The 14,233-nt window shown below is 72.4% G+C and carries 13 protein-coding genes; 6 read left to right on the top strand and 7 right to left on the bottom strand.

The annotated features are described in order from the left end of the window. Positions 1-139 precede the first annotated feature (139 nt). Positions 140-970, top strand: coding sequence for a glycerophosphodiester phosphodiesterase (locus J2S57_RS10125; protein WP_307240897.1), 831 nt, complete (start codon positions 140-142; stop codon positions 968-970). On the opposite strand, the gene J2S57_RS10120 is transcribed toward J2S57_RS10125, so the two are convergent. Next, the gene (locus tag J2S57_RS10120; RefSeq protein ID WP_307240895.1) at positions 967-1,605 is read right to left on the bottom strand and encodes a 2'-5' RNA ligase family protein; all 639 of its coding nucleotides are present in this window, start codon (positions 1,603-1,605) and stop codon (positions 967-969) included. The two genes, J2S57_RS10125 and J2S57_RS10120, sit on opposite strands and share 4 nt — an antisense overlap. Before the next feature lie 161 nt (positions 1,606-1,766). Between J2S57_RS10120 and J2S57_RS10115 the strand changes: the two genes are divergently transcribed. The 4 genes from J2S57_RS10115 (at position 1,767) to J2S57_RS10100 (ending at position 6,795) form a co-directional block, all read left to right on the top strand. Further along, complete coding sequence (locus J2S57_RS10115; RefSeq protein WP_307240893.1) at positions 1,767-2,726, top strand: DUF5926 family protein; 960 nt, start codon at positions 1,767-1,769, stop codon at positions 2,724-2,726. Positions 2,727-2,813: 87 nt separating this feature from the next. Further along, positions 2,814-3,584 (top strand): glycosyltransferase family 2 protein, encoded by a 771-nt coding sequence (locus J2S57_RS10110; protein WP_370882614.1) that lies wholly within the window; start codon positions 2,814-2,816, stop codon positions 3,582-3,584. A 6-nt stretch (positions 3,585-3,590) separates the two neighbouring features. Beyond that, entirely contained in the window at positions 3,591-5,096 is a 1,506-nt protein-coding gene (gene mptB / locus J2S57_RS10105) for a polyprenol phosphomannose-dependent alpha 1,6 mannosyltransferase MptB (RefSeq protein ID WP_307240889.1), read from the top strand. Positions 5,097-5,109: 13 nt separating this feature from the next. Next, complete coding sequence (locus J2S57_RS10100) at positions 5,110-6,795, top strand: class I SAM-dependent methyltransferase (RefSeq protein WP_307240887.1); 1,686 nt, start codon at positions 5,110-5,112, stop codon at positions 6,793-6,795. Here J2S57_RS10100 and J2S57_RS10095 read toward each other — a convergent pair. After that, positions 6,792-9,173: a hypothetical protein gene (locus tag J2S57_RS10095; RefSeq protein ID WP_307240885.1), complete on the bottom strand. Its 2,382-nt coding sequence runs from the start codon at positions 9,171-9,173 to the stop codon at positions 6,792-6,794. The two genes, J2S57_RS10100 and J2S57_RS10095, sit on opposite strands and share 4 nt — an antisense overlap. A gap of 134 nt (positions 9,174-9,307) precedes the next feature. On the opposite strand from J2S57_RS10095, the gene J2S57_RS10090 reads away from it, so the two are divergent. After that, positions 9,308-10,579: a glycosyltransferase 87 family protein gene (locus J2S57_RS10090; RefSeq protein ID WP_307240883.1), complete on the top strand. Its 1,272-nt coding sequence runs from the start codon at positions 9,308-9,310 to the stop codon at positions 10,577-10,579. Positions 10,580-10,679: 100 nt separating this feature from the next. On the opposite strand, the gene J2S57_RS10085 is transcribed toward J2S57_RS10090, so the two are convergent. The 5 genes from J2S57_RS10085 to J2S57_RS10065 are packed head-to-tail and all read right to left on the bottom strand — an operon-like array spanning position 10,680 to position 14,069. Further along, positions 10,680-11,648, bottom strand: coding sequence for a hypothetical protein (locus tag J2S57_RS10085; RefSeq protein ID WP_307240881.1), 969 nt, complete (start codon positions 11,646-11,648; stop codon positions 10,680-10,682). A gap of 3 nt (positions 11,649-11,651) precedes the next feature. Further along, positions 11,652-12,692 (bottom strand): hypothetical protein, encoded by a 1,041-nt coding sequence (locus J2S57_RS10080; protein ID WP_307240879.1) that lies wholly within the window; start codon positions 12,690-12,692, stop codon positions 11,652-11,654. 32 nt (positions 12,693-12,724) lie between these two features. After that, positions 12,725-13,159, bottom strand: coding sequence for a PRC-barrel domain-containing protein (locus J2S57_RS10075; RefSeq protein WP_307240877.1), 435 nt, complete (start codon positions 13,157-13,159; stop codon positions 12,725-12,727). Further along, positions 13,156-13,917 carry a PRC-barrel domain-containing protein gene (locus J2S57_RS10070; RefSeq protein ID WP_307240875.1) on the bottom strand — a complete coding sequence of 254 codons (762 nt, stop codon included), beginning with the start codon at positions 13,915-13,917 and terminating at the stop codon, positions 13,156-13,158. The genes J2S57_RS10075 and J2S57_RS10070 overlap by 4 nt, the downstream gene beginning before the upstream one ends. Next, positions 13,914-14,069, bottom strand: coding sequence for a hypothetical protein (locus J2S57_RS10065; protein WP_307240873.1), 156 nt, complete (start codon positions 14,067-14,069; stop codon positions 13,914-13,916). The genes J2S57_RS10070 and J2S57_RS10065 overlap by 4 nt, the downstream gene beginning before the upstream one ends. Positions 14,070-14,233: the final 164 nt, after the last annotated feature.

Genomic DNA, 14,233 nt, shown 5'->3' with positions numbered 1-14,233 from the left:
TCGGTCAGGTGACCGGCCGGGAACGCCGGTGTGACAGATTCCGACGCTCCGGCAAACGTCCGGCGAGCATCCGTGGCTCTTCCCACAACTCGCCCGATTCTGCCCCTCCGAGCGCCCGTTCGTGTGGCAACCTTTTCGCGTGACTTCGCTGAGGCCCCAGGTCGTCGCGCATCGTGGGGCGAGTGACACAGAGCCCGAGCACACACTGGCGGCCTATCTGCGCGCCCTCGATCTCGGCGCCCAGGCTCTCGAATGTGACGTCCGGCTGACCGCCGACGGTCACCTCGTGTGCGTCCACGACCGCACCGTGAACCGCACCTCCAACGGCACCGGGATCGTCTCCACGCTCGAGCTCGCGCAGCTCGAGGGCCTGGACTGGGGATCCTGGAAGAAGCTGTCGCGCGAGAGCGGCGATCCGGGCGACGAGGTGCCCGACGTGGTCGAGGACTCCGACCGCTCGCACCTCCTGACGCTGCGCAAGCTGCTCACCGTGATCGCCGACCTCGATCGCCCGGTGCAGATCGCGATCGAGACCAAGCACCCCACCCGTTACGGCAGCTTGGTCGAGCGCAAGCTGGCCCGGCTGTTGCAGGAGTTCGGCTGGGACCGGCACACCCCGGAGAAACCCTCTCCGGTGCGGATGATGAGCTTCTCGGCGCTCGCGGTGCGGCGCATGCGGGCCCTCACGCCCACGCTGCCCCTGGTCTACCTGGTGGAGCGGCGCATGCCCATGACGGTGATCGACGGCCAGGTGCCCGCCGGGGTGGCGATCGCGCCGGACGTGGAGATGCTGGCCCGCGACCCGCGTCTGGGCGAGCGCATCCGCGCCCGCGGCCGGGAGCTGCACGTGTGGACGGTCGACACGCCGGAGCACGTGCGTGTGTGCCTGGACTCCGGCGCGTCGGTGATCATCACCAACAAGCCCGCCGAGACGATGAAGACGCTCGACTCGATGCTCGTGTCCGTCTAGACGGTGGTGGCCTGGGCGAACGGCAGCCGGACCTCGCGCTGCCACGACCAGGCCCTGTTGGCGCGCCGCAGGGCCACCAGCGACAGGTGGCGCACGTCGATCTCCGTGGTCTCCGGGCTGGTGTGCTCCAGCCCGGCGGCCAGCTCCTCGCCGCTGATCTCGGCACTGGAGTAGGCGATGCTGACGTGCGGCACGAAACCGCTCTCGGACTCGGGCAACTGGTAGATCCGCTCCGGCCCGATCAGGTCGTAGGCGGTCAGGCGCACCAGGTCGCGCAGCGCCACGATCTCGGCCGCGGGCTGCACCGGCAGGCTCACGGCGTCGTAGTCGTTCGCGGCCGGCCCCGCCAGCAACCGCGGCAGGGGACGCCGCGAGACCGCCTCGCGCACCACGTCCGCAAGCCGCTCGATCTCCGCGTCGTGCACCAGGTCGCGGAACGCGATCCCCTGCACGCTCAGGTGCAGCCGCGGGCGCGGGATCGGGTCGAGATGATGGACGCGGGTCAGGGCGGCCTGGTCGCGGGCGACCCGCGCGTGCAGCGCGTGAGCATCGGCGAAGGTCAGGTAGAACGCCCAGAGTTCTCGGCCCGGCTGCCATTCCGGCATCTCGACCCAGTGGTCGTGCAGACCCTTCACGATGGTTCCCCCGTGGTCGTACGGTCGTGGTGCGGCATCCTTGCGTGCGGAGGGGCCATCGGTCGAGTGGAATCTAAACGTGTCTAGCATCAGAGCTAGCAAGCCCTAGACGACGTGATCGAGCCTTCCGATCACTGGGGCATGTCCTAGGCTCGCCGGTCATGGGAAAGAAGCAGCGCCGAACCGGATCCGCCCCCGCCGCCGTCGTGGACGGTGAGATCCCGGTCGTCGGTGGTCGTGAGGACTGCCCGTGCGGTTCGGGCAAGCGGTACAAGGCGTGTCACGGGCGGGCCGCCCGGATCGAGGCGATGAAGGTCGTCATCCGGCCCTTCGAGGGCCTGGCCGGTGAGCGCGACTGGGTCGCGATGCGCGAGATCGTGCCGGCGGCGACCGCGGTCGTGCCGGTGAAGGACGAGTTCGGGGGCGGCACCGTCACCATCGCCACCATCCTGCCGATGGCCTGGCCGGCCCTGCACCGCGCCGACGGTGAGGTGCTGCTCGGCCTGCAGACCGGTGGCGGCTCCGGCGACGCCAGCCGCGACCTGGCCGCCGCGCTGCTCAAGGCCCGTGAGCTGGAGCCCGGCAACCCGGTCGACGACAGCGACCTGCCCGGTCCCGGCCCGCGTCTGCAGGACGTGCTCGACCTGTCCGGCGGCTTCGACGTCACCGTGCACGAGGGCTTCGACTTCTGGTTCGCCGCGGACAACGAGCTCACCCCCGAGGTGCGTGAGTCGCTCGAGCAGGCGAACGGTGCGGCCGTGCCCACCAAGCGCCTGAAGTCCGTCGACGCCGCGTACTGGGTGCAGATGGGCGCCCGCCGCCACCTGCGCTGGGTCCTGACCGACGACGAGACCGAGGTGCTCGACGGCATCGCCCGGCTGCACGCCGCGGGTGAGTCCGCGCTGGTGGACGGGTCCCGGTACGTGGGCTCGTTCCGGGCCTGCGGCCTGATCGTGCCGGTCTGGGACCTCGCCGACGACACCGAGCCGGAGGAGCTGGAGAAGCCGATCGTGGCCTTCGGCGAGCGGCTGCGCGAGGCGATGGCCCGCACCGAGCCGCTGACGGCCGAGGAGCGCCGGGTGCGCGCCGGTGTGGTGTCGCGTCAGGTGACCCTGCGCTGACCCCGCTGGAATCCGGGCGGTGAACAGCCGGCCGCCCGGATTCCCAGCGGTACCGGTCACCGCCTAGCCTCTACCGGTGTGGCAGACCTGAACCCCGGCCGACCCGGCGGCCTGGCCGTGATCATCCCGGCCAAGGACGAGGCCGAGCGCATCGCCGCGACCGTGCGGGCCGCGCTGGCCCTGCCCGGCGCCGACCTGGTGGTCGTGGTCGACGACGGCTCCGGCGACGAGACCGCGGCGATCGCGGCGGAGGCCGGGGCCCAGGTGGTCAGTCACCAGGTCAACCGGGGCAAGGCCGCCGCGATGGAGACGGGCGCGGCCCGGGCCGCGGTGCTCGACGCCGGTTCGCCCCGAGCCCTCCTGTTCATCGACGGTGACCTGGGAGCGAGTGCCGCCGCCACGTCCACCATCGTCGAGCCCGTGCTGGCCGGCGAGGCCGACATGACCATCTCGCTGATCCCGCCGCAGGCCACGGCCGGAGGCGGCAGCGGCAAGGTGGTGCGTCTGGCCCGCAAGGGCATCCGCCAGGCCACCGGCTGGACGGCCACGCAGCCGCTGTCGGGCACCCGCTGCATCAGCCGCCCCGCCTTCGACGCCGCTCAGCCGCTGGCGATCGGCTGGGGCGTCGAGACCGGCCTGACCATCGACGTGCTGAACGCCGGCTACCGGGTGATCGAGGTGCCGTGCGAGCTGCACCACCGGGTCACCGGTTCCGACCTGCGTGGTCAGCTGCACCGCGCCGGGCAGTACCGCGACGTGTGGCTGGCCCTGGCCGAACGCCGCACCCGCCGGGTGCCCGCGGTGAACAAGGTGTTCCGGCCGGCCTCGAAGGTGGTCCGCCAGGCTCTCGGAGGGTAGGCACCCGTGCTCTACCGCTGGGCCGGTGCGCTCTGTGTGCTGCTGCTGGCCGGGGTCGCCGTCGCGGGAGACTCCGCCGCCGTGCCCGGGCTCGGCCCGGCGACCTGGTACCCGTCCTGGGACCTGGGCCTGGGCCCGAGCTCCGGGCTGGTCACGGTGCTGCTCGCGCTCGCGGCGGTGCTCGGGGCGGTCACCGTCTGGCGCGGGTTGCGGGGTGTCGACCTGCGGCCCCGCACCGTCGCCCTGGCGGCGGTCTCGGTGGTGCTCCTGTTCACCGTGCTGCCCCCGCTGGGCTCCGCCGACCACCTCTCCTACCTGGCCTACGGCCGCATCGCCGCCGCCGGTGACGATCCCTACGTGGTCGACCCGGGCACCTGGCGCGGTGGTACCGACCCGGTCGCGGGCGCGATCCAGCCGCCCTGGCAGCACACCCCCAGCGTCTACGGCCCGGTCTCGACCGCCGCCCAGGTGCTGGCCGTGTGGGTCGGTGGCGACTCGCTGCGGCTCACGGTCTGGGCCTGGCAGATCATCTGCGGCCTGGCCTTCCTGGCCGTCGCGCTGGTGCTCGACCGGCTCACCCGCCACGACCCCTCGGCCCGGGCCCGCACCTGGGTGGTCTGGACGCTGAACCCGCTGCTGCTCGGCCAGGTCGTGCTCGGGGGACACCTCGACGTGATCGCGGTGGCCTTCGCGGTGGGGGCGCTCGCGGCGGCGTCCCACCGGCCGCTGCTCGCCGGGCTGCTGATGGGCGCCGCGGTCAGCAGCAAGATCACCATCGGTCTGTTCGCCCTGGCCATCGTCTGGGGACTGCGACACCGCCCCTGGGGCCCGCTGGCCCGGCACCTGGGACTGATGGCGGTCGGCGGGCTGGTCGTGGTGGTGCCCGCCCACCTGTGGAGCGGTGTGCACACCTACGACCGGCTGCAGCAGGCCAGCCGCCAGGTCTCGTTCGCCACGCCCTGGCACCTGGTCACCGGCCTGCTCGACCCGGTCTTCGGCTCGGGCCTGCGCGGTGTGCTGGGTCCGCTGGCCCTGGTGCTCGCCGGGGTGCTCGGGCTGCTCCTGCTGCGCCGGCTCGGGCCGGTGGCCGCCGCGACGGCCGGCGCCGAGACCTCCTCGATGGCCCGCGCCGCACTCGCACTGGGCGTGGGCTGGTTGTTGACGACGACTTATTCGTTGCCGTGGTACGACTGCATGGTGTGGGCACCGCTGGCGCTGCTCGCTCCGACCCTGCTCGACGGCGCGCTCCTGGCCCGCCTGTTCGTGCTGGTCCTGGCCTATGTCCCGGGCCGGGTGGTCGGGATGTCCGAACCGGTACGAGAGATCACCCTGGGTTTCCGCGGGGCCGTGGCGCCCTGGCTGGAGCTTGCCGTCGTTCTGGCGGTGTTCGTCTGGACCTGCTTGCGCTGGAAGGATTTCCGGTGGTCAGGTGAGATCGGGACAGTGGATGAGGCAGAGCAGCGTGGCCCCTCGTCGTCGGTGAGCAGATTCGACTCCGGCTCGGCCGGATGATGAGATTGCAGGAATGACCGTGTGGCAATGGGATCCGTCGCTCTACTCCGGCAGCGCCGACTACTACGACCGGGGCCGGATGCCGTACCCGCCGGGCGTCGTGCGGGCGATCCGGCAGGCGCTCGCGCTCGACGGCACGGGCCGTCTTCTCGACATCGGCTGCGGTCCGGGCTCACTGACCATCCCGCTGGCCGGTTCGTTCGCCGAGGCAATCGGTATCGACGCCGATCCGGGCATGATCGAGGTCGCGGCGAAAAACACTGGCTCGCAGTCGGTCTCGTGGCGCACGATGCGTGCCGAAGAGCTTCCCGGTGATCTCGGCCCGTTCCGGGTGATCACGTTCGCGCTGTCGTTCCACTGGCTCGACCAGGCGACGGTGGCCCGCGCGGTGGCCGGCATGCTCGAGCCGGGCGGTGCCGTGGTGCATCTGGGCGCGATCACCGACAAGGGCACGGGCTCGACGCCGCGCACCGCGCTGCGTTTCCCGCAGCCGCCCTGGGGTGAGGTGCGCGAGCTGGTGAGCCGTTACCTGGGGGAGGAGCTGCGGGCCGGTTCGGGGCTGCGGCCGGTCGAGGCGTTCGGCACCGAGCGTGACGTGTTCGCGGCCGCCGGTTTCGCCGAGCCCGAGGTGATCGAGGTGCCCTACGCCACCACCCGCGTGCGCACGGTGGACGAGATCGTCGCCTCGGTGTACTCGCTCTCGTACTCGGCGCCGCACCTCTTCGGCGACCGGCTGGACGACTTCGAGGCCGAGCTGCGCGACCTGCTGTCGTCGTACGCCGCCAACGGCGGGCTGTTCGTGGAGGAGGCCGGCGGGGCGACGCTGACGTTCTGGCGCGGTGTCGGCTCGGGTGCGGGCGAGGTGCCCGCGGTCGAGGTGCCTGAGGACGCGGTGCCTGAGGACGCGGGGTTGGTGGACGCGGGGTCGGTGGACGCGGGGTCGGTGGACGACGCTCCGGTCGCCTCTGAACCCGAACCCACCCGCAAGCCCGCTCGCCGGCCCGCTCGCAAGACGGTGAAGAAGGCTGCCAAGGCTCCGGCGGCGCGCAAGGCCTCGGCCACCAAGACGGCCACCAAGACGGCCACTGAGGCGGCCACTGAGACGGCCACCAAGACGGCCACCAAGGCGGCCACTGAGGCGGCCACTAAGGCGGCCCCGGCGAAGAAGGTCCCCGCCGCGAAGACGGCTCCGGTGAAGAAGGCCTCCGCCGCGAAGGTGGCTCCGGCGAAGAAGGTCCCCGCCGCGAAGAAGGTCCCCGCCGCGAAGACGGCTTCGGCGAAGAAGGCCTCCGCCGCCAAGAAAGCCCCGGCGAAGAAGGCCCCGGCCCAGAAGAACCCCAAGCCCTCGGCGCCCCGTGAGGCCACCTCTACCGAGCCGGCCGCGCCCCGCAAGGCCGCGCCGCGAAAGACGGCGCCCGCCAGGGCCACATCGGCCGCGACGACACCTGCCAAGGCCACAGCCCGCGAGGCCACGGCGCGCAAGACCACGCCTCGTCAGGCGGCCCCGCGCAAGACGGTATCGGCCGAGACCGCATCGGCCGCGCCCTCGCCCTCCAAGGCCGCGCCCCGTAAGGCCGCGCCCCGTAAGGCGACCGTGGCCGCCCGGGGGACCGGCGCGTCCTCAAGCACCGAGACCGCTGTGCCCGCACCCCGCCCGAAAACGCGCAAGGCCGCCCCCGCCGCGCCGAAGAAGGCCTAGCTCCGGGCCGTGGCGGCCGCCACCTCGGCGGCCGGTGGATCGGTCTCGGCCAGCTCCATCGCCCGTACGCTGGCGGCGATGAGCAGGGGCAGCGACACGGTGGCCGAGACCGCCACGATCGAGGCGCCGGAGTCGTTCATCGCGAAACCGATGATCACCAGCACCGCGAACGCGATCAGGCCCGAGCGCAGCACCGGCGAGCGGTCGTAGGCCATCTGCAGCGGCCGCACGCCCCAGGCCACCGGACGGGCCAGCACCAGCACCACGAAGGCCACGGCGAACGGCAGCATCCAGCTCAGGTACGAGGTGAACAGGATGCGCAGGTTCTGCTCGGCCTTGCGCCGCAGCACCGGCCAGGCGCCGCCGTCGACCACGGTCTGCACGAAGCGGCCCAGGTGGGTGCGGTCTTCCGGGCCGCGCAGCCAGTCCAGCACGCTGAGCAGCACGATCACGGTGATGGTGCCGGCCGCGATGGCCAGGGCGCGGCGCCAGCTGATCTTCACGCCGTAGGCCAGCAGGGCCAGCACGGCGAAGGCCGGGATGATCGCCGGCGGGCCACCGAAGTCGCTGCCCCAGCCCGGCATGCCGTCGATGATCGTGGCGGCGGCGCCGATCACCGCGATCGCGAGCACGGCCAGGCCCTTACGCCCTCGGCGCACCAGGGTGTCGGCGAGCGCGACGGCCAGCAGCAGGGCGCCGGTCGAGAACACCGAGAACGCCGGGTTGCCGAAGCCGTAGAACCGCCCGGCCACCACCGGTTGCAGCCCCATCATGCTCGAGAGCATCAGGTGCGAGCCGGTGAGCACGTCCGTGCCCAGCACCGCCATGGTCATGCCGCCGACGGCGCCGATCGGGCCGAGCAGGGCGTGTTTCCAGGGGCCGAGGTTGGCGATCAGGGCCATCGGGATCACGAACAGCAGCACCACGCCGGTCACCGTCAGGCCCGGGTGGTCGTTGCGCCACCAGGGCACCAGGTTGGCCAGGAAGGTCGCGGCCGGAACACAGGCGAACACCACCGCGACCCGGCGCAGCCAGGTCAGCAGCTGGATCCGGCGGGTGCGGTCGTCGGGCTGCTTGCGCAGGATCAGCGTGGCCGCCGCGTAGAGCAGCATCTGGCCCACGACCAGGCCGATGAAGAACTTCGGCACGATCGGGTTCACCGCGATCGCGGCCTGGTCGAGGTCGAGCAGCTTGCGGTCGCGGTCGGTGTCGCTCATACCCGCCCGCACCGGCTTGACCACCGAGCCGACGGCCGCGTCGGGCGTCTTCACGCCGAGTGCCGAGAGCAGGGTGGGGAAGAGATCGGTGGTCTGGGCCAGGCCGTCCTGACGGGTGGAGGAGCTGCCCAGCAGTGAGTCGCCGTAGCTGCCACCGCCCGGGGCCGGGCCGGAGGCCGCGAGCAGGCGCAGCATCGAGCGGTCGCCGGAGTCGGCCAGCGAGGCCACGATCACCGTGGCGTTCGCGGGCAGCGCGGTCATCACCGCCTCGAGGCTCTTCTCGACGTCCGTGACCTGCTCGGCGCGGGGACGGTCGTAGCCGCCGGTCGGGTCCGGCCGGTTCTCGTAGGGCTCGTCCGGGTCGACGATGTCGCCGAGATCGACGGCCAGCAGGTCGGGATCCTCGGCGAGGGCCGAGGTGACGTCGGCGGCCAGCACCGTCGGGTCGCCGATGCCGGACGCGTCGCTGTGGCTGCCCGGGTACACGTGCGGGGCGGTGCCCTCGGTGGTGCTCAGCGCGACCGTCGCTCCCGGGCCGACCGCCGCGCTGCTCCGGCCGGCGGCGGCCAGGGTGTCGCCGAGCAGGCCGGGACGGGCGTCGAAGGCGTCGCGCTCGGCCTGGTCGGCGTAGCGGGTCCACTCCTCGACGCTGCCGACGCTGCCCGGGGTGGTGACGGTCAGCTGCGGGTCGCGGCAGACCGCGTCACCCGGCGAGGCGGGTGCGTCGCCGGCCCGGGCACCGGCCGAGATCGCCAGCCAGCCGTCGACGCCACACGTGGTGCTGCGGGTGCTGCGCACGGCGAGCCAGCCGTTCGAGCCGGTCGCGAGCAGGTCCTGCAGGGCCGGGTGGTCGTCGCCCACGTCGGTCCAGCGCAGGCCGCCGGTGCCGAGGAGCACGACGGGGCCCTCGACCGCGGTGTCGGTGCTCTCGACCTTCGGGGTGCTTGAGGACGGTGTGGTCGCGCCGGGCGCGACGGTTTCCGTGGGGTCGGTGGATCGGACGGGTGGCGTGGCAGCGGTGGACGTGGTGGTGTCGGTCTGCGCGGCCCGATGGGCTCCCGTGGCGGCGACTGCCGTCGTGGTGCCGGCCGAGGCCGTCGCGGTGATCACCGCTCCGAGTACGCCGAGGGCCGCCCATCGTCTCCGCAGTCCGAATCTCACCCGGTCACTGTATTGGCCATCGGCTGTCCGCCTGGTTCGCGAGGGCGTCACGCAGAGCTGCCAGTTGATCTTGGAGAGGGCCTCTGAACAGGGAGGTAAGGAGTTTGTCGGAGGGGCACGCAACAATCTGTTCCGTGAACAAGGCTGAATCACCGCGCCGCGCGGGGCCCTGGCTGCTGCTGGGGGTCCTCGTTCTGGCCGCTTCGGCCTTCCCTCTGGCCTGGCACTACCTGGTCACCTACCCCCGTGAGAACTGGCAGGTCGATCTCGAGGTCTACCGCGAGGGTGCCCGGGCCGTGGTCACCGGTTTCCCGCTCTACGACCTGCGCACGATCCAGCCCCAGTTCCTGCCCTTCACCTACCCTCCCTTCGCCGCGTTCACCGCACTCCCGTTGCTCTTCGCGCCCTTCCACGTGATCGGCTGGGTGTGGACGGGAGTGCAGTGCGCCCTGCTGTGGTGGACGGTCGGGATCGCGTTCCGTCCCTTCCTCAACCGGTTCGCCCACCGGGCCGGCCTGGTCAGGGGGGTGCTGGCGGCCGGGGGCGTGTGGCTGTTGCCGGTCGCCGACGGGGTGCGCTTCGGCCAGGTCAACGCGGTCATCGTGGCCCTGTGCCTGTGGGACGTCACGCGGCGCTCGCGGGTCGACGGGTCGTGGGCCGGGGGCAGTGGCGTGGGGGTGGCGCTGGCGACGGCGGTGAAGCTCACGCCGGGAGTGTTCTGGCTGCACTGGGCCGTGGCCCGGCGCTGGAAGGTGCTGGCCACCTCGGTCGGCACGGCCGCGCTGGTCACGATCGTGTCGTGGTTCCTGCTGCCCCCGGCCTCGGCCACCTACTGGACCGACGCGCTGCTCGACCCGGAGCGCCTGGGGCCCAACGGCGGCACGTCCAACCAGTCGCTGCGCGGCGTGCTGCTGCGGCTCGGCCCGCCCGACGACAGCCTGGCCTTCACGGTGATCAACGTGCTGCTGGTGGTCGCGGTGCTGGCGGCGGCCCTGCCCCTGGCCCGGCTGCTCGACCGGCTCGGTGAGCCGGTGGCCGTGGTCGCCGTGGTCGGCATGACGGCCTACCTGATCTCGCCGGTGTCGTGGGTGCACCACATGCACTGGGGGGTGGTGGTCATCGGCGCGGTGCTGGGAGACGGGCGAGACCGGCGCCGGGTCGCGGTGGCGGTGGCCGGGGCGGTGCTGCTCTGGATCCGGATGCCCTGGTGGGGGGCCAACCTGCTGGCGGGCAACGACGTGCCGAACTTCGTGGCCCGCGTGGTGCAGAACTCGTACAGCTGGTGGGCGGTGCTGAGCCTGCTGGCGCTGTGGCTGCTGGTGGCGCGAAAACCGGTGGCCGGCGCGGAGGCAGAAGATGCCACCGAGCCGGAAGAAGCACCCGCCGGGCTCGGACGCCGGGGGTAGGAGCGCTCGATCCGGGGCTGGGGAGCAGCCGCTCGGATGGCCACTCCGGTGGCCGGGGTGCGGCGTCCTGCTGCCGCGGTCGGTTGGTGGTTGGTGGTGGTCAGGTGGTGGCGGCGCGGTCCAGGTCGCCGAACTGGCGGCGCAGCTGGTGGTACCAGGCCCGGCGGCGGGGGTTCTCGCCGTCCACCGGGGGCACGCCGAGGGCCATGATCGGGTCGGTGACCGAGTAGGTGGCGCGGTAGGCGAGCAGGCTGGTGGCCACGTCCATCCAGGCCCGGGTGTCCTGGGCCGCGGGCATCGGCCCCAGCACCGACGTGAACCAGCTCGGCAGGAGCGCTCCGCCGCCCACCGCGTCCGCAATTCGTGATCGCAAGCGGTTCTGCAGGGCGGCCCAGGCCCGCTCCCCGTCACTCACCACGTCGGCCACGGCCACCTGGTTCTCCTCGTCGGCGGCGAGCAGTTCGGCGGCCTCCAGCGCGGGGGCGGCCAGGTCGCGCATGCGCATGCGGGCGTCGGTCATACCGGTGACGGCGGTCTCGAACTCCTCCGCCGCCTCGGAGTGCCGGGGGTCGTCGCGGTGGGTCTCGGCCAGCGTCTCGCACGCCCCGAGCACCACCTCACGATGGTGCGAGTGCTGCTGCACCGCCGCGGCGTGCGAGCTCACCGCGGCCTCCAGCGACGAGCGGCCCGCGGCCTGCAGCAACCCGGCCTTGGCCAGATGCCCCTCCTCGGCGGTCTGGGCCAGCTCGAGCTCACGCCGGTCGAGAGCGTCGAGCTCGACCTCGGGCACGTCGGCCTGCAGCCGGATGTTGCGCTCCAGCCACTCCACCCGGGCGTTCAGGCGCTTGACCATCGCGGCCAGGTCCTGTGTGGTGAGTTCGGCCTCCAGTGAGCGTCTTTCGACCTGGTGCAGGGTGCCGCGCACCTCCTCGAACGACGAGCTCAGAGAGCCGAGACGGTCGGGCAGGTCCAAGATCGCGGCGCCGAGATCCTCGACGTCGTTGCGCAGCTGCGTGACGGCGTGATGGAGCTCGGTGTCGGGCGCCGAACGCGGTTTGATCACGGCCATGACTCAGCGAAACCTCCTGGGCAGGGCCCCGATCCGGACCGGTGTCTGCTGGACGTGCCAGATGCCCGCGGCCATCGCGACGATCCCGAGCAGCAGCATGACGGCCGGCATGCCCGAGGCGGCGCAGATCGCGGTGAGCAGTGCGCCGGCGGCCGCCACCACGGCACCGGGACGCAGGGTCTCGTGCCGGTCGCCCGGCGGGTGCACCGGTAGACGCAGCAGCAGCCAGGCCGCGCCGCCGCAGATCAGGCCGGGCAGGGCCCACCACCGGGGCAGCCAGCCGACCAGGGCGGCGACCATCAGCGACGCCGCGACGGCCGCCGACACCACGCCCGACCAGCGCACGATGAGCAGGCTCAGACGCCGGGGCTCGGCGTCGAGCAGCACAGGCAGGCGGCGCTCGTAGGTGAGCAGCTCGCGGGTGGCGGCGACCACGGCGTCGGTCGCGTCCTGCAGGGTGGTGCGGGGTGGCCGGTTGTCGCCGAGCAGGCGCGGGCCGGCGTCGGGGGTGCCGTTCGCCGGATCGTGGCCGGGCCCCGGCCGGGCCCGGTGACGCTGCTGACGGCCCCGGGGGGATTCGTCGTCGAGCAGGTCACCGCCCTCGCGCAGATCGGTGAAGTCGCTGTCGTGCGACTCGTCCGGGGTGTCCACGTCGTCGGGGTTCTCGGGCTCGTCGTCCCAGCGGGAGTCGTCGTCCCACTGGGCCTCGGGGTCTCGCCCGGTCTCGTGGTCCCACCCGGTCTCGTGCCGCTCGGTCTCGTCGTGCCGCTCGGGCTCGTCCCACCGGGCGCGGGCGAGCCGGGTGTCGGTCAGGTCGATGCCGTCGGTCAGGTCGATCTCGCGGACGCGTTCGGGCCGGTCGGACGCGTCGTACCCGTCGACGTCCGGATCGGCCTGCGGCGCAGAGCTTTCACGCCTCTGGCCCAGGCCTTCACGCAGCCCGGAGCCGACCCGCACACCCTGGCTGATCGCGCGCAGCTCGGCGAGCCGATCCTGGATGCGCGCCTGCAGGACCTCGACCTGTTCCTCCGGGTCAACCCCCATAGCACTGACGGTAACGACACCGGGGGGCAAAGTCAGCCAGCGACCACCACGGCGTACCGGCCGATTCCGAGAAGCCGGGCGCCGTCGACGAAGCTGTCTTTCAGCAGCAGGCTCGTGATCCGCCCGTCGGACGGGTCGAACTCGACGTCGCGGACCTTGCCCAGCGGATGCCCGTGCTCGGTCAGCACCTGGCGCTTGAGCAGGTCGAGTTTCTTGCCCGAGCGGTCTTTCAGCTCGGCCGGGGGGTCGGCCACGGCCTCGGCCGAGCCCACCGTGAGGGCGTCGGGGCCCAGTCCGGCCAGTGCCGACCAGAGCACCACGTTGCCCGGGCCCTGGCTCTTCTTCACCCGGAACCCCACCACGTGACGGGTGGCCGGGTCGACGACCGGGGCCTCGATCCGGCCGATGGTGGTGGCGGTCGACGTGTCCATCACCGGATTGCCCGCGATGTCGCTGAACCTGATCACAGCGGCGGCTCCTGGGAAGACGGTGCGGACGGGGTGGCCGGGGTCGGTGGCTCCGAGGCCGGGGTTGTGGTGGGGGTTGTGGTGGGGGCCGTGGCCGGCGGTGCGGTCGTGGCCGGCGGTGCGGTCGTGGCCGGCGGTGCGGTCGAGGTCGGCGCCGGTGGCGCGTCGCCGGAAGCCGGCTCCGCGGGAGTCGCCTCGTGCTTCCCCAGCCGGGCCCGGAACTCCTCGACGGCCGCGCCGAACCCGGCGAGATCGTCGCGGATGAAGTCGAGTGCGGTGTCGGGCAGGATCAGCGCCTCGCCGGATACCGAGAGGGCGTCGGGCAGAGGCACGAACTGCCGCCGCGGGGCTGACTTGTCGCTCGGCTCGATCTCGTAACCGACGGCGTCGGTGCGCTTCTCGTCGACGGAGAGGATCACGTCGGTGACCGCGCCGAGATTGCGCCCGCTCTGCGTGATCACGGTCGAGCCGATCACCACGCCGCCCGCGCCTTCCATCTCGCCGTCGAAGGCGCGCTGGTCGGCCAGGCTGGTCTCGTCGGTGATCATGACCGCCGCCGGGCCGAGGCCGTGCACGCTCGCCCAGGGCAGGGTCTTCTTCAGCGGGCCGGCGAAGATGCCACGCCCGTTCAGGGTGAACCCGGCGAGCTCACCGGAGAGCGATGAATACACCACGTCTTTGATCTGGGCCACGTCGTCGCCGGCCAGCGTCACCACGGGACGCTTCACCAGGTCCGCCGCCCTCAGCAGCACACTCACGACCGGCCTCCGAAACGTCGGCCGGGCCGCGCGCCGCGTGAGCGCTGCGCCATCACACTGCCCCGGCGACGTCGGGCCTGGATGCCGTAGACCACCGCGGTCAACAGCACGAGCACCCCCAACACCAGGACGACCCATTGCCACAGGTCCATGGCGAAACTCCCCTCTGGCGGGCGCGAATACGCCTCGCGTCTCCCATGCTTGCGCGAACCGATCTTCACGGCATCCCGAAGAGTTCGGCGGTCGGCCCGACGCGAGGGGTCCCCACCCCGTTACGTCCGCGTTCGTCACCGGGCTGCGTCTTGCGTGAAGCCCT

This window comes from Kineosporia succinea (genome assembly GCF_030811555.1).
GTDB lineage: Bacteria > Actinomycetota > Actinomycetes > Actinomycetales > Kineosporiaceae > Kineosporia > Kineosporia succinea.
This window is presented reverse-complemented; position numbering and strand designations above follow the sequence as displayed.

Excerpts from the sequence above, each read along its gene's own strand:
- J2S57_RS10065 (WP_307240873.1), bottom strand. The coding sequence starts at position 14,069 with ATGGACCTGTGGCAATGGGTCGTCCTGGTGTTGGGGGTGCTCGTGCTG.
- J2S57_RS10080 (WP_307240879.1), bottom strand. The coding sequence starts at position 12,692 with ATGGGGGTTGACCCGGAGGAACAGGTCGAGGTCCTGCAGGCGCGCATC.
- J2S57_RS10085 (WP_307240881.1), bottom strand. The coding sequence starts at position 11,648 with ATGGCCGTGATCAAACCGCGTTCGGCGCCCGACACCGAGCTCCATCAC.
- J2S57_RS10100 (WP_307240887.1), top strand. The coding sequence starts at position 5,110 with ATGACCGTGTGGCAATGGGATCCGTCGCTCTACTCCGGCAGCGCCGAC.
- J2S57_RS10115 (WP_307240893.1), top strand. The coding sequence starts at position 1,767 with ATGGGAAAGAAGCAGCGCCGAACCGGATCCGCCCCCGCCGCCGTCGTG.